19 protein-coding genes, 1 pseudogene and 1 riboswitch are annotated in these 25,203 nt (G+C 70.8%); of the genes and pseudogenes, 10 read left to right on the plus strand and 10 right to left on the minus strand.

The features are described 5' to 3' along the window. The first annotated feature begins 42 nt into the window (after positions 1 to 42). On the plus strand, positions 43 to 1,656 hold the full coding sequence (locus JIX56_RS16705; RefSeq protein WP_257541530.1) for a DUF5691 domain-containing protein: 1,614 nt from the start codon (positions 43 to 45) through the stop codon (positions 1,654 to 1,656). A gap of 244 nt (positions 1,657 to 1,900) precedes the next feature. Here JIX56_RS16705 and JIX56_RS16710 read toward each other — a convergent pair whose 3' ends face one another. Further along, entirely contained in the window at positions 1,901 to 2,317 is a 417-nt protein-coding gene (locus tag JIX56_RS16710) for a cobalamin B12-binding domain-containing protein (RefSeq protein ID WP_257541532.1), read from the minus strand. A 669-nt stretch (positions 2,318 to 2,986) separates the two neighbouring features. Here JIX56_RS16710 and JIX56_RS16715 point away from each other — a divergent pair. Next, positions 2,987 to 3,847 carry a lipase family alpha/beta hydrolase gene (locus JIX56_RS16715; protein ID WP_257541534.1) on the plus strand — a complete coding sequence of 287 codons (861 nt, stop codon included), beginning with the start codon at positions 2,987 to 2,989 and terminating at the stop codon, positions 3,845 to 3,847. Between the two features lie 400 nt (positions 3,848 to 4,247). Then, on the plus strand, positions 4,248 to 5,831 hold the full coding sequence (locus JIX56_RS16720) for a M23 family metallopeptidase (protein WP_257541535.1): 1,584 nt from the start codon (positions 4,248 to 4,250) through the stop codon (positions 5,829 to 5,831). 121 nt (positions 5,832 to 5,952) lie between these two features. Here the strand turns inward: JIX56_RS16720 and pcrA are convergent, their stop codons facing one another. After that, positions 5,953 to 8,466, minus strand: a complete 2,514-nt coding sequence (gene pcrA, locus JIX56_RS16725; RefSeq protein ID WP_257541537.1) for a DNA helicase PcrA — start codon at positions 8,464 to 8,466, stop codon at positions 5,953 to 5,955. A gap of 239 nt (positions 8,467 to 8,705) precedes the next feature. Continuing rightward, positions 8,706 to 8,878: riboswitch (cyclic di-AMP (ydaO/yuaA leader) on the plus strand. Between the two features lie 9 nt (positions 8,879 to 8,887). Here pcrA and JIX56_RS16730 point away from each other — a divergent pair. Next, on the plus strand, positions 8,888 to 10,063 hold the full coding sequence (locus tag JIX56_RS16730; protein WP_257541539.1) for a C40 family peptidase: 1,176 nt from the start codon (positions 8,888 to 8,890) through the stop codon (positions 10,061 to 10,063). A 38-nt stretch (positions 10,064 to 10,101) separates the two neighbouring features. Here the strand turns inward: JIX56_RS16730 and JIX56_RS16735 are convergent, their stop codons facing one another. Next, positions 10,102 to 10,455 (minus strand): hypothetical protein, encoded by a 354-nt coding sequence (locus tag JIX56_RS16735; protein WP_257541541.1) that lies wholly within the window; start codon positions 10,453 to 10,455, stop codon positions 10,102 to 10,104. A 499-nt stretch (positions 10,456 to 10,954) separates the two neighbouring features. Here JIX56_RS16735 and JIX56_RS16740 point away from each other — a divergent pair, with 499 nt between their 5' ends. Further along, a complete protein-coding gene (locus JIX56_RS16740) occupies positions 10,955 to 12,034 on the plus strand; it encodes a C40 family peptidase (protein ID WP_257541543.1) in 1,080 nt (359 codons plus the stop codon). Positions 12,035 to 12,179: 145 nt separating this feature from the next. Here the strand turns inward: JIX56_RS16740 and JIX56_RS16745 are convergent, their stop codons facing one another. Next, on the minus strand, positions 12,180 to 13,103 hold the full coding sequence (locus JIX56_RS16745; RefSeq protein WP_306819858.1) for a LuxR C-terminal-related transcriptional regulator: 924 nt from the start codon (positions 13,101 to 13,103) through the stop codon (positions 12,180 to 12,182). After that, positions 13,100 to 14,389, minus strand: coding sequence for an ATP-binding protein (locus tag JIX56_RS16750; RefSeq protein ID WP_257541545.1), 1,290 nt, complete (start codon positions 14,387 to 14,389; stop codon positions 13,100 to 13,102). The genes JIX56_RS16745 and JIX56_RS16750 overlap by 4 nt, the downstream gene beginning before the upstream one ends. A gap of 167 nt (positions 14,390 to 14,556) precedes the next feature. Between JIX56_RS16750 and JIX56_RS16755 the strand changes: the two genes are divergently transcribed. Together JIX56_RS16755 and JIX56_RS16760 are read left to right on the plus strand one after the other, a co-directional pair. Beyond that, on the plus strand, positions 14,557 to 16,041 hold the full coding sequence (locus JIX56_RS16755; protein WP_257541547.1) for a PspC domain-containing protein: 1,485 nt from the start codon (positions 14,557 to 14,559) through the stop codon (positions 16,039 to 16,041). After that, positions 16,028 to 16,330, plus strand: a complete 303-nt coding sequence (locus JIX56_RS16760) for a hypothetical protein (protein ID WP_257541549.1) — start codon at positions 16,028 to 16,030, stop codon at positions 16,328 to 16,330. The genes JIX56_RS16755 and JIX56_RS16760 overlap by 14 nt, the downstream gene beginning before the upstream one ends. A gap of 176 nt (positions 16,331 to 16,506) precedes the next feature. Here the strand turns inward: JIX56_RS16760 and JIX56_RS16765 are convergent, their stop codons facing one another. Continuing rightward, positions 16,507 to 17,049, minus strand: a complete 543-nt coding sequence (locus tag JIX56_RS16765) for a DoxX family protein (RefSeq protein WP_257541551.1) — start codon at positions 17,047 to 17,049, stop codon at positions 16,507 to 16,509. Positions 17,050 to 17,644: 595 nt separating this feature from the next. After that, on the minus strand, positions 17,645 to 18,898 hold the full coding sequence (locus JIX56_RS16770) for a hypothetical protein (protein WP_257550921.1): 1,254 nt from the start codon (positions 18,896 to 18,898) through the stop codon (positions 17,645 to 17,647). 296 nt (positions 18,899 to 19,194) lie between these two features. Between JIX56_RS16770 and JIX56_RS16775 the strand changes: the two genes are divergently transcribed. Further along, complete coding sequence (locus JIX56_RS16775) at positions 19,195 to 20,088, plus strand: DUF4429 domain-containing protein (protein WP_257541553.1); 894 nt, start codon at positions 19,195 to 19,197, stop codon at positions 20,086 to 20,088. A gap of 109 nt (positions 20,089 to 20,197) precedes the next feature. Here JIX56_RS16775 and JIX56_RS16780 read toward each other — a convergent pair whose 3' ends face one another. After that, positions 20,198 to 20,992 (minus strand): class II aldolase/adducin family protein, encoded by a 795-nt coding sequence (locus tag JIX56_RS16780; RefSeq protein ID WP_257541555.1) that lies wholly within the window; start codon positions 20,990 to 20,992, stop codon positions 20,198 to 20,200. A 210-nt stretch (positions 20,993 to 21,202) separates the two neighbouring features. On the opposite strand from JIX56_RS16780, the gene JIX56_RS16785 reads away from it, so the two are divergent. Further along, entirely contained in the window at positions 21,203 to 21,685 is a 483-nt protein-coding gene (locus JIX56_RS16785) for a pyridoxamine 5'-phosphate oxidase family protein (RefSeq protein WP_257541557.1), read from the plus strand. Positions 21,686 to 21,703: 18 nt separating this feature from the next. Here JIX56_RS16785 and guaA read toward each other — a convergent pair whose 3' ends face one another. Continuing rightward, on the minus strand, positions 21,704 to 23,284 hold the full coding sequence (gene guaA / locus JIX56_RS16790) for a glutamine-hydrolyzing GMP synthase (RefSeq protein ID WP_257541558.1): 1,581 nt from the start codon (positions 23,282 to 23,284) through the stop codon (positions 21,704 to 21,706). Positions 23,285 to 23,674: 390 nt separating this feature from the next. Here guaA and JIX56_RS16795 point away from each other — a divergent pair. Then, positions 23,675 to 23,965: pseudogene (locus tag JIX56_RS16795) on the plus strand (chorismate mutase); the annotation flags it as partial. Positions 23,966 to 24,468: 503 nt separating this feature from the next. Here the strand turns inward: JIX56_RS16795 and JIX56_RS16800 are convergent. Next, positions 24,469 to 25,197 carry a hypothetical protein gene (locus JIX56_RS16800; protein ID WP_257541560.1) on the minus strand — a complete coding sequence of 243 codons (729 nt, stop codon included), beginning with the start codon at positions 25,195 to 25,197 and terminating at the stop codon, positions 24,469 to 24,471. Positions 25,198 to 25,203: the final 6 nt, after the last annotated feature.

Here is a 25,203-nt window from a genome sequence, read left to right on the forward strand (position 1 = left end):
CAGCGGCGGGAGCAGCGGTTCACGGCCTACGGAAGGAACCTCATGACCAGTACCTCAGAAGCTTCGACGGGGTCCTCCTGGGAGGAGCTCGTCACCACGGCGCTGCTCGGGACGGATCGTCGTACGCCGCCGGGGTCGGTGCCCGGCCGGGACGCGCCCGTGGCGCTGTTGGACGCGGCGGCCGTGGAGACCGTGCGGCGCAGGGCCGGGATACGGCCGGTGCGGGCGGCGGCGCGGCCGGAGCCGGTGGCACCGGACCGGCGGCCGCCGTTGCCGCCCGCCGCCACACGCAGACTGGCGACCATGCTGGCCGACCGGCCCGGCACGGGTGGCGGCCGCCGGGGTGCGGCGCCCGATCTGATGGAACTGCTGCCCCAGTGGCTGGCGTTGGCCAACGCTTACGGTTACGCGGCGCCTCCGCAGGCCCTGCCCGCGCTGCTGGACGCGGCGCGCGGCCGTACGGATCTGCGCCCCGCCGCCCTGACCTTCGCGGGCACACGGGCGCTGTGGCTGGCCCGGCTGAACACGGACTGGCGGTTCGCGCTGCGTGCGGTGCCCGGCGGTGGCGCGGCCCTGCCCGGCCCCGACGAGCCGGAGCGGGTCCAACGGCTCTGGCAGGAGGGCCTGTTCGCGGAGCGCGTCGCGCTGCTCACGGCGATACGGGCCCGGGATGCCGCGTCGGCACGCGAGTTGCTGGCGTCCACCTGGCCGACGGAGCGGGCCGAGGACCGGCTCATGTTCCTCGACACGCTCCGTACGGGGCTGGGTGCGCGGGACGAGCCGTTCCTGGAGACCGCGTTGGCGGACCGCAGCCGGAATGTACGGGCGACGGCGGCGGAGTTGCTGTCCGCGCTGCCCGACTCGGCGCTCGCGGGGCGAATGGCGAAGCGGGCGACCACGTGTGTGGCCGTCGACCACACCGCAGGCGCGCCCACACTCGTGGTCGAGGCTCCGCACGAGTGCGACCCCGGCATGGAGCGCGACGGTGTGCTGCCCAAGGCTCCGTCCGGGCGGGGTGAACGGTCGTGGTGGCTGGGCCAGTTGGTGGAGGCGGCGCCGCTCGGGGCGTGGTCGCGGCGGTTCGGGGGGCGTACACCGGAGGAGATCGTGGCGCTGCCGGTCGCGGACGACTGGCGCGGGGAGCTGCACGGGGCGTGGTGCCGGGCGGCGGTGCGGCAGCGGAATCCCGGGTGGTCGCGGGCGTTGTTGGGGGCGCCGTCCACTCCGGAGGCCGGGGGGCCGGGGGCCGTGTCGCTGGCCGAGCGGGCGAAGTTGCTGGCGATGCTGGAGGACGGGGAGCGGGCCGGGTGGGTGGCGGGGTTCATCGCCACGCATGGGTTGTCGGAGGCGTTTCAGCTGCTGGGGGTGTGCGCGGTGCCGTGGGCTCCGCCGTTGGGGAGGGCCGTGGTGGACGCGCTCAACATCGCGCGGGACGCGGGGAGTTATCCGTGGAGTTTCAGCGGGGTGATGGGGCTGGCCGAGCGGTGCCTGGATCCTGTGGAGGTGGTGCGGCTCGAACCGCTCACGGCTACGCCGGAGGATGCGGAGGATTCGGCGCCGGGGGCCGGGGGGTACTGGGCCGAGGCGTTTCAGCGGCTGACGACTACGTTGCGGTTGCGGGCGACGATGCAGGGGGAGCTGGCGCCGCCGCCGTGAACTTGGCGGGTTTCCTCGCCCCCGCCGCCCCTACCCGTCCCGTCCCCAGGGGTGCCGCCCCTTCGACCCCGCACGCGTCAGAGCTCGGGAGTTGGGGGTTGTCGGGCCGGGTGCAGGTGCGTTGTGGTTGATCGCGCAGTTCCCCGCGCCCCTGAAAGACCCCGGGCGCGACCGAATGCTTTGAAGGGGCGCGGGGAACTGCGCGGGAAGCCCCCATTCGCCCGGAGACGAAGAACCCAGCGGTCTACGCGCCGGCCGGCTGTCGTACGTTCGCCCGCACCCAGTCCACGATCGACGCCGTCGTCGCCCCTGGGGTGAAGATCTCGGCGACACCCTTCTCCTTCAGCGGGGCGATGTCCGCCTCGGGGATGATGCCGCCGCCGAAGACGAGGATGTCCTCGGCGTCGCGGTCCTTGAGGAGGTCGATGACGGCGGCGAAGAGGGTGTTGTGGGCGCCGGAGAGGATGGAGAGGCCGATCGCGTCGGCGTCCTCCTGGATCGCCGTGTCGACGATCTGCTCGGGCGTCTGGTGGAGGCCGGTGTAGATGACCTCCATACCGGCGTCGCGCAGCGCTCGCGCGATCACCTTGGCCCCGCGATCGTGGCCGTCGAGTCCCGGCTTGGCGACGACCACGCGGATCGGACCGGCTGCCACACCCATCACTGCCTCCATGAAACGAGTACACCAATCCGTAACAGAATACGGCCACATATGGCATGCAAGCCATGCAAACCGTACATATCGCAGCCCGCCGCATCGGGTGCGCCGGCACGGTGTCAGGCCCACGGAACTTCTACCCGCCCCGAGCCGCGGCGAAGTGAACGAACGTTATCTCCAGCATCCCTCAACCGGCAGTTTCGCGCTGGGGGGCAAGGGGGAAATCACACGGTGGGACACGTTCGCCGCGCACTGCTCCCGGATTCCGCGGCTCACGCGTCGCGCGGGGATCAAGGTGTTCGCTGAGGCGATCGCGGCATCCGGGCTTTTCCGGGCCGATGATCCAGAGACTCCCGGCGGCGTACGCGCCACGGGGTAGCGTGCGCAAAGAGAGTCGTCAGAGCGGCGCCGCACCGAACCGCCACCTGCGGGAGGCCACAGGGATGGGGCGGATCGGCGTCGGCAGACGGCGGATGGCAGGGCAGCGGGGAGTTTCAGGAGGTAGGGCCCCCCGTCGCGTGATCGGCGCCTCATGCGCCGCACACGCAGCGCAGGTCACGCAGACGACACATGTCGCGCGACATCGCACCCGCCGTCCACCGCCCGCACGCCGCTTTGCACTAGGGCACGGGGGACAGAGGCGTCCGCCCGTCTGCCGACGGGAGGTCGGGCATGAAGGTCACCAGGGCGATAGGGCCCTTTTTTCCGCTCTGCGAGCGGTTCCTGCCCGCCAGGCTGACGGGCCTTTCGGTGACCCTCCTCAAGGCGACCGCCCTGGAATTGGCGATCCTCGCCGGGCATCTGCTGCTCTACCCGTCCGGGATGACGCAGGAGCGCCGGGTCGCACCCAGGCTCCCCCCGCCCGACGCGCCTCGGCTCCCGACGGAGGAGAAGCCTCCGGTCGTCCTGCTGCACGGCTTCATCGACAACCGCTCGGTCTTCGTCCTGCTGCGCCGCGCCCTCGCCCAGCACGGCGGCCGGCACATCGAGTCGCTCAACTACTCGCCCCTCACCTGCGACATCCGTGCCGCCGCCGAGTTGCTCGGCCGGCACATCGAGGACATCTGCGAGCGCACGGGACAGGCACAGGTGGACGTCGTCGGACACAGCCTCGGCGGACTGATAGCGCGGTACTACGTGCAGCGGCTCGGCGGCGACCACCGCGTCCGCACGCTCGTCACGCTCGGCACCCCGCACGGCGGCACCAGCGTCGTGCCGCTGGCGAACGCCCACCCGATCGTCCGCCAGATGCGGCCGGGTTCGGAGGTGCTGGAGGAACTGCGCGCGCCGGCACCGGGCTGCCGTACGCACTTCGTGGCGTTCTGGAGCGACCTCGACCACCTGATGGATCCGCTGGAGACCGCCTGCGTCGACCACCCGGACCTGATGGCGCAGAACATCCGGGTCACCGGCATCGGCCATCTCGCCCTGCCCGTGCACCCGGCCGTCGCCGCCGGAATACGGCAGGCCCTCGACACCTCCCAGGCAGGGGCCCGCACGACCGCCCGGCCCGGCGGTCTGACCGTGGCGTGAGCCCGGCGGACACCGGCAAGAGCACAGTGACCCTCGCCACAGCCGGACGGAAAAGGGACGTAAGGCGCTAAACGCGGCGCACACCCACGCGCCCCCTTCACGCGCGCGACCCGCGACACCCTCCCTACGACACCAACGCGCCCCACTTCCGGCACGCCACGACCCGGCGAAACGCGTCACCCCGGCCGGCGCGGCCGTCCCACCGCCCCCACACAGCCGCCTGCTATCGAACAACCTTCGAACGCAAAGCCAAAGTCGTACCCACAGACCGCCGAAAGACGCTCGAATGCCCGTTTCCTGCGCGCGCGAAACCCGTTGAAGATTGTCGCGCCCGCATACCGCCGGGTACAGTCACCGCACTGCTCTGCCAGCCCCTGTCGTCGAGGCGAAAGAGAAGTTGGTGAACGATCGTCACCCGTCGGGGACCGCAACACCCCCGGCTCCGGCTTCCGAAGCCGACCCGGCGCACTACGCGTCGTACGGCCACCAGGAAGCCACCTACGGCGACTTCACCACGTACGGCGACTACACCGCCACAGGTTTCGACGCCGGCACCGGCGCGCACGCGAACGGCACGTTCGCGGCCGACCCCCTCTTCGGCGACATGCCGGGCAATGACAACGGCACCGGCTCCTACGACGCCTCGCAGTGGTCGACGGGCAGCCACCAGACGCTGAACTACGACCCGTACGCCGCGCAGCACCAGGCCGCGTACGACACGGGCAGTTACGACACGACGTCCTGGTCGGCCGGTTACGAGCACCTCGTCCAGATCCCGGCGCAGTCGACGGGCCCCGATGCCAGCGGCCAGTGGGACGCGAGCGGCTGGCTGCAGCCCGAACAGTCCGAGGAGCCGGGCCAGTCGGGCCCGTCCGACCAGACCCAGCAGTGGGTCGGCACCCAGCACTTCGACACGGGCGCGTTCGACGCCACGCAGTGGAACACCGACGGCACGCCCGCCGGTGACGAACACGGCGGCTCCGCCCCCGAGTCGTACGACGCCCACGAGCACCCGCGGACCGAAGTGGTGGACTTCTCCGCCGAGGCCGTGGACTTCGCGCAGCAGGCGACCGCCACCTTCGAGCAGCTCGCGCCGTACGACGACCAGGACCAACCCCTCCCCCCGAACGGCGAGTTGGAGACCGACGGCGCCGACCGCGCCGCGCTCCTCGACGACCAGGAGGAGGTCACCCCGGCGGCGACCAAGAGCGCGAGCCCCGGCCGGGCGGCCACCCGCGCGGCCTCGCGGTCGCGCCGGAAGGCTCCGGCCAAACGTTCCGCCCTGCTGACCGTGGCCGTTCCGTCTGCCTGTGTCATGGGTGTCGCGGGGATCGCGGCGGCCTCGGTCGGTGTCACGTCGGACGACACGGAGACAACCGCGTCCGTCAAGTCGGACGACGCCACCGCGGTGAAGCCGTCCACCGCCAACAACCAGCTCGACACCCAGCTGGAGAGCCTCTCCGCCGAGGCGGACGACTTCGCCGACCGGGCGAGCCGGACGCAGGAGCGCATCGATCTCAAGGCCCAGCAGGAGCTGGAGCAGAAGAAGGCGGCGGCCGAGGCGGCCCGCAAGGAGCGTCTGCGCCCGAAGTTCGCGCTGCCGGTCTCCCAGCAGGGCCTCAGCGCGTACTACGGGCAGTCCGGCGTCAACTGGATGTCCCTGCACACCGGTATCGACTTCCCCGTCTCGTACGGCACGCCGGTGATGGCCGCGACCGACGGCACCGTACGCACGGAGTGGAACAGCGCCTACGGCAACATGGTCATCGTGACCGCCAAGGACGGCACGGAGACCTGGTACTGCCACCTCTCCACGTACAAGGTCGCCTCCGGTACGACCGTCAAGGCCGGCGACACCATCGCCTACTCCGGCAACTCGGGCAACTCGACCGGCCCGCACCTGCATTTCGAGGTCCACCCGGCGGGCGGCTCGGCCATCGACCCGCTGCCGTGGCTGCGCAGCCACGGTTTGGATCCGACGTAGGCCTCAGGACCCCTGCCGGGGTGGGCCGCCCAGGGGCTGCGGGGTGGGCTGCCCAGGGGCTGCGCCCCCGGACCCCCATCGGCCTTCGGCCTCGTCCTCAATCGCCGGACAGGCTTTTCGACTACAGCTTCTCCACCGGCGCGTAGCGCAGCAGCAACCGCTTCGGCTTGGAGTCGCCGAAGTCGATCGTCGCCTCCGCCTTCGCGCCCGTGCCCCCGACGCCGACGACCGTGCCGAGGCCGAACTGGTCGTGGGTGACGCGGTCGCCGACGGCCAGGGACACGACCGGCTTCTCAGCGGCGCCGCGACGGGTCGCGAAGCCGGACGCGCCCGAGGCGGAGGACCGGGAGCGCGAGGACGACAGCGAGGACGCGATGCCGGCGGCCGGGCCCGAGGACACCGGCGCGGAGGCTCCCTTGCGCTTCCACTGCAGGTGGGTGGCCGGGATCTCTTCCAGGAAGCGGGACGGCGGGTTGTAGGAGGGCTGGCCCCAGGCGCTGCGCAGCGACGACCGGGTGAGGTAGAGCCGTTCGCGCGCGCGGGTGATGCCGACGTACGCGAGGCGGCGCTCCTCCTCCAGCTCCTTGGTCTGGCCGAGGGCGCGCATGTGCGGGAAGACGCCGTCCTCCATGCCGGTCAGGAAGACGACCGGGAACTCCAGGCCCTTGGCGGTGTGGAGGGTCATGAGCGTGATGACGCCCGAGCCGTCCTCCTCCTCGTCCGGGATCTGGTCGGAGTCGGCGACCAGGGCCACCCGCTCCAGGAAGGCGGGTAGCCCGACGGGCGTCGCAGCCGCCGCCTCGCCCTCGCCTTCCGCAGCCCCGGACTCCTGCTCGAACTCCAGGGCGACGGCGGCGAGTTCCTGAAGGTTCTCGATGCGGGTCTCGTCCTGCGGATCCGTGGACGCCTGCAACTCGGCCAGATAGCCGGTGCGTTCGAGGACCGCCTCCAGGATGGTCGCCGGCCCGGCGCCGGACTCGACGACGGTCCGCAGGTCCTCCATCAGCGTGTTGAACCGCTTGACGGCGTTCGTCGACCGGGCCGCCATGCCGTACGCCTCGTCGACGCGCTTGAGCGCCTGTGGGAAGCTGATCTTCTCGCGCTGCGAAAGGGCGTCGATCATCGCTTCGGCGCGGTCGCCGATGCCGCGCTTCGGCACGTTGAGGATGCGGCGCAGCGGGACGGAGTCCTCCGGGTTGGCCAGGACGCGCAGATACGCGAGGACGTCCCGGACCTCCTTGCGCTCGTAGAAGCGGACGCCGCCGACGACCTTGTAGGGCAGGCCGACGCGGATGAAGATCTCCTCGAAGACACGGGACTGGGCGTTCGTACGGTAGAAGACGGCGACGTCTCCGGCCTTCGCCTCGCCCGCGTCCGTCAGTCGGTCTATCTCGTCGGCGACGAACTGGGCCTCGTCGTGCTCGGTGTCGGCGACATACCCGGTGATCTGCGCGCCCGCGCCCGCGTTGGTCCACAGGTTCTTGGGGCGGCGGGACTCGTTGCGCTCGATGACGGCGTTGGCGGCGCTCAGGATGGTCTGGGTGGAGCGGTAGTTCTGCTCCAGCAGGATCGTCGTCGCGTCCGCGTAGTCCTCCTCGAACTGGAGGATGTTGCGGATGGTCGCGCCGCGGAAGGCGTAGATCGACTGGTCGGCGTCACCCACGACGCACAGCTCGGCGGGTGGTAGGTCGTACTCGCTGGGCGGTACGTCCACGGGGTGCTCGGAGCTGCCGACCAGCTCTCTGACCAGGGAATACTGCGCGTGGTTGGTGTCCTGGTACTCGTCGACGAGGACATGGCGGAAGCGGCGGCGGTAGTGCTCGGCGACATCCGGGAAGGCGCGCAGCAGATTGACCGTCGTCATGATCAGGTCGTCGAAGTCGAGCGCGTTCGCCTCGCGGAGGCGGGACTGGTAGAGCGCGTAGGCCTGGGCGAGGGTCTTCTCGAAGCCGTCGGTGGCCTGGGCGGCGAAGTCCTCCTCGTCGATCAGCTCGTTCTTCAGGTTCGAGATCTTGGCGCTGAAGGACTTGGGCGGGAAGCGCTTGGGGTCGAGGTCCAGATCCCGGCAGACAAGCGCCATCAGCCGCTTGCTGTCGGCGGCGTCGTAGATGGAAAAACTCGACGTGAAGCCGAGCTTCTTGGACTCCCGGCGCAGGATCCGTACGCAGGCGCTGTGGAAGGTCATCACCCACATCGCGTTCGCGCGCGGGCCGACGAGCTGCTCGACGCGCTCCTTCATCTCGCCTGCGGCCTTGTTGGTGAAGGTGATCGCGAGGATCTGGCCCGGATGGACATGCCGCTCGCCCAGCAGATAGGCGATGCGGTGGGTGAGCACACGGGTCTTGCCGGAGCCGGCACCGGCCACGATGAGCAGGGGCGAGCCGGCGTGCACCACGGCCGCGCGCTGGTTCTCGTTCAGCCCGTCCAGGAGCGCCGCCGCGTCGAGGGCGGGGCGGGGGGCGCCGCCGCGGTAGTACTCGTCCCGGTCCGGGGGCGCGTCGAACTTCCCGCCGAACAGATCGTCCGGAAGCGGCTCCGGTACGTGATCGTCCTCGGGCGGCGGCGGGGGTTCCTCCGCATGGCCGCGGGGGGCCTGGAGGTCCGCCAGGAAGCTGTCGTCAAAGAGGCTGCTCATCGCTCTCCGAGTCTAGGCGCCCCCACTGACAGCGGTGGGCCACCCCGGAAAGTCCACATCCGCCACTCGCCGTACCCACCTCACGACGGTGAGCGATCGAACGTACCACCTATCGCGTCCGAGAGGCTAAGGTCACGAAAACGTATCGGGCATATCGAACATCAACCTTCACAGGGGCCACACGAGTTGGCTAGCGTTTTCTCAGGCCGTACGACCCAACCGGCGAACGTCGCCGGGCCGCACGGCCTCCGCCGAGTCCGGTACGCCTCCCGAGGCAGCCGGAGCCGGGGACCCACCGACCTCTGGGGTGAATCGATCCGGCCGCCGTACGCGGCGAGGGTCGTAGGGCAAACCTTCCGAAGCTTGCGCCCGAACCCGACAGCTAACTCGGTAGGCGGACAACGGAAGGAGACGCCGAACCATGGCGCCGCACCGCAAGCCGCGTCCGGCCGTCCGAACGCGCGCGGGCATACGCACCCCCGCACTCGCCACGGCCGCCCTCACCTCCGTGGCCCTGCTCTCCCAGACGGCCAACGCCGCCCCGTCGACCGACGACAAGCCGAGCCTGGAGGAAGTCGAGAAGAAGGTCGACGACCTCTACCGTCAGGCCGGGACGGCGACCGAGAACTACAACTCGGCCAAGGAGAAGGCGACCAAGCAGAAGAAGAGGGTCGACACCCTTCTCGACGACGTCGCCCAGCGCACGGACAAACTCAACGAGGCGCGGGAGCAACTGGGTTCGTTCGCGGCCGCCCAGTACCGCACGGGCGCGGCGGCCCCCGACGGAGCGTCACTGCTCCTGGCGGACAGCCCGCAGGACTACTTCGACCAGAACCAGCTGATGGACCGGTTGACGGGCCGTCAGAAGGAAGCCGTCGACGGGTACATCACCCAGCAGGCCGAGGCGACGGAGCAGCGCCGGGCGGCGAGCGACAGCCTCGAACAGCTCACCGAGTCGCAGAACGCCCTCAAGACCAGCAAGGCCAAGGTCCAGGCGAAGCTGGCCGAGGCCCGCGAACTGCTCTCCACCCTCACCGCCGAGGAGCGGGTCCGGCTCGCCGCGATCGAACAGCGCGAGCAGGAGGAGGCCGAGCGCAAGGCGGAGGAGCTGGCGCGTCGGCAGGCCGCGGCGCAGGAGACCCAGGGGGCCCAGAGCACCCAGGAGGAGGCCTCCACCGGAACGGAGACGTCCACCGGTACCACCGAGACGTCCGCCCCGGCCGAGGACTCCACCTACGCCTCGAAGGCCGCCAAGGCCCTCACCTTCGCCCGCGCGCAGATCGGCAAGCCGTACGTCTGGGGCGCCACCGGCCCCGGCTCCTACGACTGCTCCGGCCTCACCCAGGCCGCCTGGAAGGCCGCCGGCGTCGACCTCCCCCGCACCACCTACGACCAGGTCAACGCCGGCACCACCGTCCCCCTCACCAACGCCAGGCCCGGCGACCTGATCTTCTTCTACGACAACATCGGCCACGTCGGCCTCTACATCGGCAACGGCATGATGATCCACGCCCCGAAGCCGGGGGCGTACGTCCGCGAGGAGTCGGTGTTCTACGACGGCGAGTCGTCGATCCACAGCGTGGTGCGACCGGCGTAGGCGACGGGTCGCCCGGGTCCTGCCAGAGCGCGGAGAACTCAGGTCCAGAGCACCGCGATGAAGACGTTCGCGGTGGTCAGTGCGCCCACCAGCCCGAACAGCGGCTTCTCCACCGTCTCCTCGTCCCGCTTCACATACACCAGCCCCAGGATCACGATCAGCAGCGCCAGCTTGATGCCGATCTTGATGTTGTTGACGGGCTGGTCGTCGGCCTGGTTGAGGCCGACGAGGATCACGCCGGTGATGAGCATGGTGAGGGCGCCGTGGAGCATGGCCGGGACGAAGCGGGCCGCGCCCTGGCCCATGGCCTTCAGCTGGGTGAGGAAGCCGCCGAGGAGGGAGGCGATGCCGATGATGTGGAGGGCGACGAAGAGGTGGATGAGTACGTCCATGCGCGGAGCCTAATGAGAGGACCGTTTTCCGTCGGGCACCGGGGCGGGCACCGGGGCGGCCACCGGGGGCGCTGAAAGTGGCCTTCGGGGCGTCCGGCGACGCCTTAACGATCTTGCATATATGCGCTCCATAGCACCGCCACACCTCCACCCGGTCCGAAATCGCCGCATCGGTCATCGCACAGCGTGAAGTCGGCGGCGCCAGGACGGGATCACGGTCACATACGGTCACCTCGCGGTCGGTGCACGCCACTTCCGCACAACCCGGTACGGGGCCGACACGGCCAGGTTTACCGTCCTCCAGCAGGTGACCGGCTCCCCACCGCCGCCCGGGCCAGGGGCGGCAGTCGGACACCACCGCCGAGAAAGGTCCGGCGGCGTCCCGCTCCCCCTGTGCGGGCCGCCGCCGGACGCGTAACCGCTCCCCCAGGCGGTCCTGTACGGACAGACGATGTTCGTACTGCGGACGGCGGTCGTACGGAGAGGACGTGGAGTCCACGTGGCAGCGCACCGCAAGCCCAGACAGCGCTCACTCGGCGGCCATACGGTCCGCACCGCCGCGACGTTCGCCCTCGCGGGCGCGGCGACCGCGACCGGTTTCGACGGCACCGGGCACGCCGATCCACAGCTCACGCCTGAACAGGTCAAGGCGAAGGTGGACAAGCTGTACCAAGAGGCCGAGGTCGCCACCGAGAAGTACAACGGCGCGAAGGAGAAGGCCGACCAGGCCCAGGAGAACCTCGAAGAGCTGCGCGACCAGGCCGCCCGCCGCACCGACCGGCTCAACTCCGCGCGGGACGAACTCGGTTCGCTGGCCGCGGCACAGTACCGCCGCGGGGGCATGGACCCCTCCTGGCAGCTCGCCCTCTCCGCCGATCCGGACGAATACCTGGACGGCGCCGCCCTCGCCGAGCGGGTCGGCAGCCGCCAGGCGGCCGACGTGTCGAGCGTACGGAAGCAACTGCTGGACATCGAACGGCTGCGCGGAGCCGCCCGCGTCGAACTGGGCACCCTCAAGTCCCGGCAGACGGAGCTGAAGCGGCACAAGAAGACCGTCACCTCGAAGCTGACCGGCGCGCGGCAGCTGCTCGGCCGGCTCACCGCCGAGGACCGGGCACGGTTCGACACCGCGGGCGGAGCCACGGGACACGCCTCGCGCTCCTCGGCCTCGTCCCGGCGCAACCTCACCGGCCCGGTGTCACCTGCCTCCGCCACCGCCGATGCCCCCAACTCCCGCGCCGCGGCGGCCGTCTCCTACGCCTACTCCAAGCTCGGCAGCCCCTACGTCTGGGGCGCCACCGGCCCCAACGCCTTCGACTGTTCCGGCCTCACCCAGGCCGCCTACCGCGCCGCCGGCATCTCGCTCCCCCGCACCACCTACTCCCAGATCAACTCCGGCCGCCGCGTCGCCCGCTCCGAACTCCGCCCCGGCGACCTCGTCTTCTTCTACTCCGGCATCAGCCACGTGGGCATCTATGTCGGCAACGGCCAGATGGTCCACGCCCCGAACCCGTCGGCCCCGGTCCGCGTGGCACCGCTCGACGAGATGCCGTACGCGGGGGCCACACGGGTGGCCTGAGCGGGGCTGCTTGAGCCGGTCGAGATGGGTCACCCTTGCTTCCGGGCAGGGGCGCCCGGCCCCCGGTGGTGTTTGCGTGTCTCAGTCGTTGCGTCGGCCTTTCGGGAGAACCGGCGTTCTTGTGTCGGGTGGGCAGTCGCCGCCCTCACACCAGGCGCCGTGCCGTCGCCCATCTCGTCAGCTCGTGGCGGTTGGAGAGCTGCAACTTCCTCAGTACGGCGGAGACATGGGACTCCACCGTCTTCACCGAGATGTAGAGCTGTTTGGCGATCTCCTTGTACGCATAGCCGCGGGCGATGAGGCGCAGCACCTCGCGCTCGCGCTGGGTGAGCCGGTCGAGGTCCTCGTCGACGGGCGGAGCGTCGGTGGAGGCGAACGCGTCGAGGACGAAGCCGGCCAGGCGTGGGGAGAAGACCGCGTCGCCGTCCTGGACCCGGAAGATGGAGTCGACGAGGTCGGTGCCGGTGATCGTCTTGGTGACATAGCCGCGCGCACCGCCCCGGATCACACCGATCACGTCCTCCGCCGCGTCCGACACGGACAGGGCGAGGAAGCGGACGGGCTGTTCGGCGTCCGCCATCAACGCCGAACAGCGGCGAAGAACTTCGACGCCACCGCCACCGGGCAGATGGACGTCGAGGAGCACCACCTCGGGCCGTGTGCTCGTGATCACCGAAACCGCCTGGTCGACGTCGGGCGCCTCTCCGACGACCTCCACGCCCGTACGGTCCGTCTGCCCGATCTCTGCCCTCACTCCCGTACGGAACATCCGGTGATCGTCCACCAGCACGACCCGGACATGCCGCCCGGGCCCGGAGACACCCGCCCCGGTGGCACCGGTCGCGGAGGTCCCGGTACCGGCGGGATCCCCAGTGGCAGCGGTCGCACCGGAATTCCCGGTCGCAGCGGCCTGGTTGGGCTCATGGGGGTGGTCGGACCGGTCGGACTCGTTGGGCCCGCCTTCGGCCGCCCCGGTGCCCCGCGCGACCGGGCCTCCCTGGTCCTCGCCCGGATCAGTGCCCGAACCGCCCTGTGCGGCAAGGTCGTTCGCCCCGTTCGCGTCACTCATGACGTCGTCTCCGCCCTCTCCATCTCCAGCTCGACCTCCGTGCCGCCGTCCGGTACGGCGCGAAGCCGTGCCGTACCCCCGTTGCGCTCCATGCGGCCGATGATCGATTCTCTGACGCCCATGCGGTCGGCGGGTATCGCGTCGAGGTCGAAGCCGGGACCGCGGTCGCGGACGGACACGAAGACCGTCCTTCCCTCGACCTCGGCGAAGACCTGTACGGCGCCGCCCTCGCCACCGTACTTGGCGGCGTTCACCATCGCCTCGCGTGCGGCCTGCATCTGCGCGGTCAGTCCCTCGTCGAGGGGGCAGTCGCCGACGACGACCACCTCTAGGGGAACGCCGTGCTTGTCCTCGACCTCGGCCGCGTTGCGTCGCACGGCCTCGGCGAGCGTGTGGGGCTCGTCCTCCTCGTCCTTTCCGGTGCCCTCGGGTTTGTACAGCCAGTTACGCAGGTCTCGCTCCTGGGCGCGGGCGAGGCGGCGGACCTCGTTCGGGTTGTCCGCGTTGCGCTGTATCAGCGTCAGCGTGTGCAGCACCGAGTCGTGGACGTGGGCCGCGACCTCCGCCCGCTCCTGGGCGCGGATGCGCATCAGGCGCTCCTCGGAGAGGTCCTGGGTCATACGGACGAGATACGGGCCGGCCAGCAGCGTTATACCGACGAGGACCGCGAGCGCGGCCTGCAGCACCGAGCCGAGGTGGGCGGCGGAGCCCTGCAGGACGAATATCCCGGAGACGCCCGCGGTGACCAGCAGGACACCCGCGACGGAGCGGAGCAGTGTGATCGTGCGCCGACGGCGGCCGACCTCGGCCCAGCGGGCCCGCCGCGCGTTGTCCGCCTGGCGCCAGACCAGGGCGACGCCGGCCGCGACGAGCACGGTCGGCCAGAGATACGCCCGGGTGGCCTCTCCGAGGTCCACATTGCCGACGAAGACCATGGCCACGACGACCATGAGGAGGAGGGCGACTATCTGGCCGCGGTCGGGCTTGCGGGCCACTAGCCTGCGGCGGCCGTCGGGGGAGGTCTCGGTGGCGATGGCCGGGGGCCGCTGGTTGTCGACGCCGCCCACACCGAGCGGCACGAAGAACCAGAACGCCGCGTACACCAGCGCGCCGAGGCCGTCCGCCAGGAAGAGACCGGCGAACACGAGCCGCACCCAGGTCACGGGCAGCCCGAGATGTCCGGCGAGCCCTCGCGCCACGCCTCCGAGCCAGCGTCCGTCGCTGCTGCGGTAGAGCTTGCGCGGGGGCCGCGGAGTGTCGACTGGCAGTGCTGCGGCTTCCGGCATGCCATCGATGTTCACACGCACGGCGGAACGAGGCATCAGGGTCGACCCCCGAGACGCCCCTGATCTTCGGCCAAGCCATGATCGAACACATCCCTCGGGCGGATATCAGGGTTCGACCAGGGTCATCCCGACTGCCATCGGACCGGCTCGGCGGTCACGATGGACGCATGACGGATCACCAGCACGCGGCAGCGGAGCAGGGCCCCGGCTCGGGTCCGCACTCCCGGCGGCCCCCCGCCGAGCCGCAGGACGCCGCGCCCCCACCGGGCACGGTCAAGGAGCCGCGCGCACACGAGGACGCGGGCGCGGGAACGGATCAAGCGGCCACCGCCGACCCGGCCGGGGCTGCGGGCCCGCCCGCCCCCGGCGATCCGGCGGGCGCCCCCGCCGCTCCGCACAGGTTCCGCCGTGACCGGCGGTACAAAATGCTGGGCGGTGTCTGTGCGGGGCTCGGGCGGCAGTGCGACATGGACCCGGTGATCTTCCGGGTGGTGCTCGCGGTGCTCTCCGCGACCGGCGGCTTCGGCCTCATCTTCTACGGCTTCGCCTGGCTCTTCGTCCCGTACGACGACGAGGAGGAGAACGAGGTACGCAAGCTGCTGACCGGCCGGGTCGACGGCCATGCCCTGGCCGCCGTGCTCTTCGCGCTGGTCGGCTGCGGCGTCTTCCTCACCCTGCTGAGCAACACCACCGTGCTGACCTTCTCCGTGGTCGTCTCCCTGCTCCTGGCCGGCGCGGGGTACTGGTCGCAGCACCGTGGCGCCCCCGACCCCGATCCGCTCGCCGCGCACGCCGTGGCCGACGCCCCGCCGGAGGCCCAGGCGCCGCCCGTGGCCACCGCCTACCCCTCCTGGTGGCGCGACCCGATAGTCAAGGACGGGACGTATGTGGGCGGCACGGGCTATCTGTGGGGGCCGGGGGAGCCCCGCGACCGGGACATGGCGGCGGCCGTCAACATCGCCCGGGGGGTACCGACCTCCCGCCAGGACATACGCACCGCGCGCCCGCCGAAGCCACGTGGGCCGCGCTGGACAGGTGGCTGGGTCTTCCTGCTGGCGCTGCTCGCCGGCGCCGTCGGTACCGGCGCGACCTGGGAGGACCGCACACTCGCCGCCAGCATGCAGACCGGTCTGGCCTGCGCGCTGACCGTGTTCGGCCTGGGCATAGCCCTGAGCGCCTTCCTCGGCCGTACGGGAGCGGGGTCGATCTTCCTGGCGGTGGTCACGGCGGGACTCCTGGCGTGCACGGCGGCGCTCCCGGCGAACATCACCACCGACTGGGTCCGTACGGAGTGGACCCCGCGGAGCACGGAGAGTGTGGCGGCCCGGTACGAGCTGGGGACCGGTGTGGGCACGCTGGACCTGTCCAAGGTGGACGTCGCGAAGGGGGAGACGCTGGCCACAAGCGTGGAGGTGGGCGCGGGCAAGGTGAAGGTGGTGGTTCCGCCGGACGTCACCGTGCGGCTCGACATCGAAGTGGGCCTGGGTGACATCCAGTTGCCGGGTGACGACAAGGAGGACGTGGACGTGGCACCGGACAGGAGCGATCGGCTGACACTGCCCCCGGCGAAGGGCTCGGACAGCGGCGGCGCGATCACCATCGACCTCGAAGTCGGTCTCGGACAGGCGGAGGTGGCCCGTGCTGCGGCATGAGTTCCGGCCGGGGAAGCTCGTCGCCGGCCTCTTCCTCACCGCCGCCGGTGTCGTGTATCTCGGCGACGCGGGTGATGCCTGGGAGACACCGTGGTTCGTGGTGATACCGCTCGTCGTCGGCGGGCTGGGTCTCGCGGGGGCGGTGGCGTTCCTGAACCACGCGATACGCGGGCGCCGGGGAGCCGGACGGACCGGGTCGGCAGGGTCAACGGGGCCGACCGGGGCGGCTGGACCAGCGGGGTCGGCGGGATCGGCGGGATCGGCGGGATCGGCGGGATCGGCAGGGTGAGCTTGAGCAGCCGAACGGGCGGGGCGGGCGCCAGGGGCAGTCGGCTACTGCCCCTGGTAAGTGGGGGCTGAGCTGCTGGAACGTCACACGAAGATCACATAACTGAACAGGGAACCGTTAAGGCGATGAAGCTCCACGCAAGTGGACTGTGCGGTGGGTGGGTCGGGACTGGACGCTCAGCGGTAGGCACCCGCGCGGTGTCGGCTGCCGCCGGTGCGGCGGGAGCGGATGGCCGCGTCCACTGAGAGGACCGGGGCGCCGGCGAGGATCAAGGGGATCCAGGCCATGAAGTAGGGGAGGTCGTTGCCGTAGTAGTACGGGGACGCCGACCAGCTGACCGTCAGCCAGAGGCTGAGGGAGATCAGGGCGCCGCCGAGGGCGGCGAGGCGGGAGAAGAGGCCGAGGAGGGTGCCGATGCCGACGGCTAGTTCGCCGATGGCGATGGCGTAGCCGAAGCCGACAGGGTTCTCCAGGGCGAGGTCGATCATGGCGGGGATGGCGGAGGAGTCCCGGGAGGCGCTCATCATGTCGCCGATCGAGCCGGAACCGGAGTCGGCCATGAACGCGCTGTCGGTGAGTTTGTCCAGGCCGGCGTAGATGAAGGTGATGGCGAGGAAGACGCGTAGGGGCAGCAGGGCGTAGCGGGTGGCTGTGTCCCGCCAGTCGTGGCCGCCGTCGAGGTAGGGAGGGTGGGAGTCCGAGCGAATGTCGTGAGTCATGGTCTGCGCCGCCTCTTGTTCGCCGTGCCGTTGACCCCTCAACAGACGATACGTTCGCAGGGGTGGGGGTGCTCAATACCGCGGGTGCGTTTTTCCGGGTCGGCGGTGCCTTTCCCGGGAGGCGGGGTGCGTCCCGGACGCCATTTCGCCCCCGCCGCCCTTACCCATCCCATCCCAGGGGCTGCACCCCTTCGACCCCGCCCCCGCGCCGCGCGTCCACGCACACGCGCGTCCACGCACACGCGCCCTCACGGGGCTCCGCCCCGGACCCCGCCAGGGGCGCTGTGCCCCCTGGACCCCCGCTGAGTATCTGGACGCCGGCCAAGTACTCGAAGTCTCGCCAGCTACTCGAAGTCCCACTGAGGATTCGGAATCCGGCCAGGTTCTCAGGCGCTATGCCCTGGCCCCACCAAGCCCCCATGCCTACGCCCCCGGCCCCGCCAGGTCCTCGGGCTCCTTACAGCTCCCGCCCCGCCAGCCCCTCAGGGCTTGCACCACAGCCCCTCCGACTTCCTGGGGGCGCCACGCCTCCTGGGCCCGGACTTTCCAGGCGTCACGCCCCTGGGCCTTCGCCGGGTTCCTCCGGTCGTGGGGGTCAGTCCGCCGAGACCTCGATCGTGTAGCGGTTGGTTTCGACGCCTGCTGCTGTTACTACCTGGACCTCGACCTTGCCGGGTTCGACGTCGGCGGGGACGGGGGCGGTGAGGACGGCGTCGGTGGGGTTGCTGAAGCCACCGGCTACGGGGACCAGGGGGACGTGGACGTGGACGGGGCCGATGCGGACGACCATGCGGGAGAGGCGGTCGGCGGTCTGGGCGCCGGGTGGGACGAAGCCGGCGCCGCGGATCTCGATGTCGTCGCCGTTGCGGATGGGGGCGTCGAGGTCGCCGGCCTCGCGGGCGCGGACGACGGAGAGGATGACGGGGCGACCGCCCTCGGCGTACTTGCCGGCCACGTAGGTGGCCGCGGAGACCAGGACGAGGAGGGCGAGGCCCCAGGGGAGGTCGGGGAGTTGGTCGGGGCGGCGGGCGAGGCGGACCGCCGCGAAGGCGAGGGCGACGGTGCAGATGATCACGTACTGGAGGTCCGTGAAGCTGCCTCGGCCGGAGTCGTCGGTGAGGAGGTCGGCGGCGCGGGGGCGGTGGGCGCGGACCTTCTGGAGACGTTGGGAGAGGACGCGGAGGCCGACGACGCGGCGGACCAGGACGGCGATGCCGCAGACGACGGCGAGGACGGTCACGATGCCGGCGCCGCGGGCGAGGTCGAGGCCGGCGATGAGGGCGTCGCGTTCGCGGTGGTCGGAGGCGGCGGCCAGGCGGCCGACCAGCACGAGGACCGCGAAGACGACGAAGAGCACCCAACCGGCCGCGACCGCACGGGAGGTGGAGAGACGGTTGTCCTCGCCGATGACCGGGGCGAGGGCGCCGCCGCGCGCCCGGTGCAGATATGCGGCGCCCGTCAGCGCCGCGCCCACCAGCAGGGCGGCGAGCAGACCGGCCGTGCGGGCGACCGTCCAGCCCGCGCCGATCGCGGTGAGGGACTGGACGAGGAGGAGGGTCACGACGGCGGCCCAGACGACGATCGCCGTGCGCAGCCAGAGGCGGCCGAGCCAGGCCTCGCCCTCGACGCGGCCGCGTTCGGCGACGAGGGCCGCGGACTGGGTGAGTTCGTCGGAGACCCACTGCCGGGAGGCGGACGCGGAGTGCGCGACGGCCGCGGGCAGACCCTGCCCGGACGCGAACTCCTCCCGCTGCAGCAGGAATGCGGCGACCGCGCGCCGGTGTCCCGCGCGCGCTCCGTGCGGGCAGTCCCCGCATGTGCATCCACCGTCATGGGAGCCCGCGCCCATGCCCCCTCTGGCCTCCTGAACCGCCACGTCCGAGCCCGCCTTCCCGCGCCGCGGCCGCCTCTGCGTCCGCGTCCCTCGGCATTCGCCGTCACCGTCATCGACGCCTTCACCGTCGTCGCCGGGCGTCGTATGTACGTCCGCTCACTACCACAGCCGTGCGGCCGTACAAATGCCCTGCGACGACAGCGAATTGTGCCGTACGGAACACGGCCCGCGTCCGGCAGGGGCGCTCCGTGCAAGAGAAGCGCGGGGTGAAGTACGAGTGCCCGTGTTGACCCGGCTGCGAGAATCTCCCTATGGCCGAGATCATCCAGCGCGACGGGACCTGGGCCTTCGACGGCAGCACGGTCCGGATCACGCCGGGCCTGCACCGTTCCGTGGCGCTGTTCCGGCAGACGTACGGGGAGGTCGCGGTGCCCCTGGAGGCGGTGGCCGGTGTCGTCTACGAGCCCGAACGCAAGCGCGGGCGGCTCCGGTTGCGGCTCCGCGAGGGCAGTGATCCGCTGCTTCAGGCCACCGGCGGGCGGCTGCCGGACGCGGCGGACCCGTACCGGCTGACGGTCGACCTGGACCGTTCGGGGGTCGCCGAGTACGTGGCCGAGGAGATACGGCAGTCCATGCTGCTGGAACAGACGCCGAAGGAGCCCGCCAAGACCTATCTCCTGCCCGGGCCGCCCGTGCCGGTGTCCGTGCGGTCCAGCGACGGCACGGTCTCGTTCGACGGTACGCGGGTACGGATCGACTGGAACGACACCTCCGACCGCGTCAAGCGCGCGACCGGCCCGCGGATCATCGACATCGGCGATCTGGTCCAGGTCGAATGGCTGCCCAACTCCGGTTACGAGGACGGTTTCCTGCGGTTCGTGACCCGGGAGACCGTGTTCTCCAAGCTGCCGCCGGAGCGGGACCCGTTCGCCCTCGACCTGTGGGGCAGCACGCGCCGCGACCTCCTCACGGCCCTGGTCGCCACGGCCGTCACCGCCCGACTCCCCCATCCGTCGACTCGCGCGACCGACCATGGGGAGCGACAGCGGCCGACCGAGACGGCCACCGCCGCCTCGCCGCCGGCCGCCGACCATCATGACGTCCTCCTGCGCCGCCTCCGCGAGTTGGGCGAACTGCACCGTGACGGCGTTCTCACGGACGAGGAATTCGCGGCCACGAAGGCGGCGGTGCTCCGTGACTTCTGAGGGCGTCAGCGCCCCAAAGGGGCGCGGGGAACCGCGCGACCAGCCATGACGGATTCGCAGCCGGCCAACGACAGAACGCACCCTGAGAAGGCGGCCCCAGGAAAAGCGCTCAGCTCAGCAGATCCGGCTCGCTTCGGCTGATGTCCTGCCACAGCGGCTGATAGTTGATCCACGCGACCAGATCGCCGCCCGCCTGCTCCCGCGTCGCCGCGGCCAGCCGGTGTTCGATGAGGAGCGGCCGCCCCGCCGCCTTCGCGGTCAGCTGCACCTGCGCCGAGCGTTCCATCGACAGGAACCACCACGCCGCCGCGTCGACCGAGTCGCCGACCGTCAGCAGACCGTGGTTGCGGAGCACCAGCGCCTTGCGGCTGCCGAGCACGGCGGCTATCCGGCGGCCCTCGTCCGCGTCCACGGCGACACCCGTGTAGTGGTCGTAGAGCGCGTGGTCCTCGTAGAAGGCGCAGGACTCCTGGGTGATCGGGTCGAGCAGGTCGCCGAGCGCGGCCAGCGCGCGGCCGTGCACGGAGTGGCAGTGGGCGACCGCGACGACGTCGGGGCGGGCGGCATGCACCTGGGCGTGGACGGTGAAGGCCGCCTGGTTCACGTGGTAGCGGCCCTCGATCACCTGCCCGTCCTGGTTGGCGAGGACCAGGTCACTCACCGTGACGTGCTTGAACGGCATCCCGAACGGGTTGACCCAGAAACAGTCGCTGAATTCCGGGTCGCGCGCGGTGATGTGACCCGAGACCCCCTCCTCGAACCCCAGTCGCCCGAAGATCCTCAGGGCCCCGGCCAGCCGCTCCTTGCGGTGCCGCCGCTCGTCCTGCGTCGACTCGTGCATCGGCGGCATGGCGAACCGGAGCTGGTCGGTGGGTAGGGGCAGGGGCGGTGTGGGCCCGTGCATGTGTCCTCCAGACTGACTTCCTTTACGAAGCGGAAGTTACCGTCGGTTCCCTGCGCGGAACAGGGCCGTTCCGGGAAGAGAGTGCGCAACCGTTACGCAAGTCACAGAAACGCGCGAGACCACGCGAGACCTGCACCCGCTCGGATCAAGCCGTATGTCGCTCGGGGTAACCGGACAGTGGGTGTCGGGTATCCGCGCGAGACTCGACGTATGCCAGAGAATTCTTCGAACTGGGCCGCTTTCGCCGCCGCCGAACCCGGGCTCGCGCAGACCGTCGAAGCGCGCTTCGGGGCCTTCACGCATCACGTTCTCGCCACTCTCCGCAGGGACGGCTCCCCGCGGACGACCGGGTTGGAGGTCACGTTCCGCACCGGTGAGCTGTGGCTGGGGATGATGCCGGATTCGTTGAAGGCGCTCGATCTGCGCCGCGATCCCCGGTTCGCGCTGCAGGCCAACCCCGGTCCGGGTACGGAGATGGGCGGTGGTGACGTGCGGGTGAGCGGGCGGGCGGTCGAGGTCGAGGATCCCGCGGTCAAGGCGGCGTACGGCGAAGAGGTGGAACCGCCGGAGCCGTTCCACCTCTTCCGCACCGAGCTGACGGAGGTCGTACGGACCTACGTCGAGGACGACAAGTATCTGGTCGTCCAGGTCTGGAAGCCCGGAGAGCCGGTGCGCACGCTCAAACGGACCTGACCGTCCACAGCGGGAGGCTCACTCCCACTCGATGGTCCCCGGGGGCTTGCTCGTCACGTCGAGGACCACGCGGTTGACGTCCGCGACCTCGTTGGTGATGCGGGTCGAGATCTTCGCGAGGACGTCGTACGGCAGCCGCGACCAGTCGGCGGTCATGGCGTCCTCGGAGGAGACCGGGCGCAGGACGATCGGGTGGCCGTAGGTACGGCCGTCGCCCTGGACTCCGACGCTGCGGACGTCCGCGAGGAGGACCACCGGGCACTGCCAGATGTCGCGGTCGAGGCCGGCCGCCGTCAGCTCCTCACGGGCGATGGCGTCGGCGTCGCGGAGCAGGTCGAGACGGTCCTTGGTGACCTCGCCGACGATACGGATGCCGAGGCCGGGGCCCGGGAAGGGCTGGCGCTGGACGATCTCCTCCGGGAGCCCGAGCTCCTGGCCGACCATCCGGACCTCGTCCTTGAAGAGCTTGCGGAGCGGCTCGATGAGCTTGAACTCCAGGTCCTCCGGCAGGCCGCCCACGTTGTGGTGGGACTTGATGTTGGCCGTGCCGGTGCCGCCGCCGGACTCGACGACGTCCGGGTAGAGGGTGCCCTGGACGAGGAAGGCCACCTCGGGGCCCTCGTCGGCGATGATCTCCGCCTGGGCCTGCTCGAAGACGCGGATGAACTCGCGGCCGATGATCTTCCGCTTCTGCTCGGGGTCGGAGACCCCGGCGAGCGCCTTGAGGAACCGCTCCTCCGCGTCGACGACCTTCAGCTGTACGCCGGTCGCGGCGACGAAGTCCTTCTCGACCTGCTCGGTCTCGTTCTTGCGCATCAGACCGTGGTCGACGTACACGCAGGTCAGCTGGGAGCCGATGGCCTTCTGTACGAGGGCCGCGGCGACCGCGGAGTCCACGCCGCCGGAGAGGCCGCAGATCGCGCGCTTGTCGCCGACCAGCTCGCGGATGGCCTCGACCTGCTCCTCGATGACGTTGCCGGTGGTCCAGTTCGGGGTGATGCCCGCGCCCCGGTAGAGGAAGTGCTCCAGGACCTGCTGGCCGTGCGTGGAGTGCATGACCTCCGGGTGGTACTGGACGCCGTACAGCTTCTTCTCGTCGTTCTCGAAGGCGGCGACCGGTACGACGTCGGTGGAGGCCGTGACGGCGAAGCCCTCGGGGGCGGCGGAGCAGGCGTCGCCGTGGGACATCCACACGGACTGCTCGTCCGGGGTGCCCTCGAAGAGGGTCGAGCCGGCCTTGGAGACATGGAGGGGCGTACGGCCGTACTCGCGCGCTCCCGTGTTGTCGACCGTTCCGCCGAGGGTGGTGGCCATCAGCTGGAAGCCGTAGCACATGCCGAAGACGGGGACGCCGGCCTCGAAGAGCTCGCGGTCGAGGCGGGGGGCGCCCTCGGCGTAGACCGAGGAGGGGCCGCCGGAGAGGATGATCGCCGCCGGGTTCTTGGCGAGCATCTCGGCGACCGGCATGGTGCTCGGCACGATCTCGCTGTAGACCCGGGCCTCGCGGACCCGTCGGGCGATGAGCTGGGCGTACTGGGCGCCGAAGTCGACGACCAGGACGGTGTCGGGGGCGGCGGCAGCGGGGTTCGCTGATGACACGGGGTGCCTTCCGGCGGTTGGGCGGGGGTCTGTATGACCGAGTCTACCGGGGGTGCGCTCTCGTGGGGCCGATCACTGGGGGCTCCGCCCCAGACCCCCGAGAACCTTCGCCCACCCACCGACCGGGTTGGCTGGAGGAGCAGGCGGTCGAAAGGTGTCGTCGTGTGGTCGTGGCATACTGGCCCCCATGCTCACGCACCCGACCTTCCTCTTTACCTATGGCAACCGGCCCGCCGGCTGCCATGGTCGTGCTGCTTGAGCTACTGACAAGCGACTTCCCAGGCGCCCCGGGCCGACAAGGTCCGGGGCGCCTGGCGTTTTCCGGATCTTGTCGCTCCGGGAGCCCCTTCCGACGTACGACGTACGACACGACGTACGACTTCCGACGAGGAGCCCCCTATGACCGCCATCGACGTGACCGGCGCCCGTACCTCCGAGGCCGCCGATGTGATCACCGGTGCCCGTGACCGGATCGACGCGCTGGACGACCGGATCATCGGCCTGATCCAGGAACGGGTGGCGGTCTCCGCCGTGATCCAGGAGGCGCGGATCGAGTCCGGCGGGCGCCGGGTGAACCTCTCTCGCGAGATGGAGATCCTGGCCCACTACAGGGACGCCCTCGGCAAGCCCGGTACCGCGCTCGCCATGACCCTGCTGGAGCTGTGCCGGGGGCGCATCTGACCGGCGCACGCACGTACGCCTGCCCTCTCACCCGTCCGGCGCGTGACCGTCGTACGACACGCTTCGTTGGTGTGGATGTCCGTGCCAGCCAGGCCCGGGCCCGAAAGAACCACGCGTGGCTCCGTATGGAGCGATGAGGCGTACGGATCGTGTCGTGCGCCGTGGGACCTCGCTCCAGGGTGGTGACCGGACGGCAGGGGACAGCAGCCCGGTCACTCAAGAGAACGGCCGGCTCCGGGGACGCCCGGGGCCGACCGCGGAATCTGTTCAAGGGTGGCCGGAGCGGTTGCGGAGGCCGTTGCCCATCCCTCACGATGCAGGAACAGACCGCGACCAAAGGTCCACATCCGATCAAAGGTTCCGCGGCGCACTCCCCCGGCGCCGCTTCGAGGCACCGGCGCTGCCCTGACGTCGGTGCTGACGCAGAAGGGCCCCGCGACTTCCGTCCCGCGGGGCCCTTCGTCACGCCGGGTGGCTCAGCCGGCGACCTTCCGTCGGGTCGCTCAGCCGGCGGCCTTCTCCAGCTTCGCGACCTGTGCCTCCAGCAGCTCGGTCGGCACCTGTGCCTTGTCCGCGTCGAGCATGTTCATCGAGTAGAACCCGATGAGCGTCGAACCGCTGCGCACCACCGTGAAGGACATCGGTATCTCGGCCCCCTCGATGTCGCCCTTCATCTTGTACGAGACGGCCTCGTCGCCCTGTTCGGGGGCGGGGAGGGCCTCGACGCCGGAGTACTTGTTGCCGACGTCCTCGTACTTGGTGCACTTCTCCGTCGCCTCGCGCAGGTCGGCGATCACCTTCTCGGCGTCGCTCTGCTCGTGTGCGGCGAGGGCGAGGGAGGTGACGCTGGCGGAGAGCGCGTCCTCCGGGGTGGCGGTGCGTCCGACGCGGGCCTTCGCCTTCGGGTCCGAGGTGAAGTAGAACATGTTCGCGATGGGCTGGCAGGCGGCCGGCTCCGCCGGAACGGTCTCGGCGGGCATCTCGTCCGCGGGCATGTCGGCGATCTTGTAGCCCTTGACGTCCCCCTTCGCGAGGGCGGCCTCCTTCAGCTGGGCCTCGGTCAGCGCCGCCTGCCCCGCCGAGTCCTTCTCGTCCCCGGCGGCCGTGGCGCCGGCCGACGGCTTCGTCTCCGCGCCCTTGTCCTCGTCGCCGCCCCCACCGCACGCCGCGGTGAACCCCAGCGTGGCCACCACCGAGACGGCCACCGCCGCCCGCGACATCTTCGAGTTCATGTCCCC

The organism is Streptomyces sp. CA-210063, from assembly GCF_024612015.1.
GTDB lineage: Bacteria > Actinomycetota > Actinomycetes > Streptomycetales > Streptomycetaceae > Streptomyces.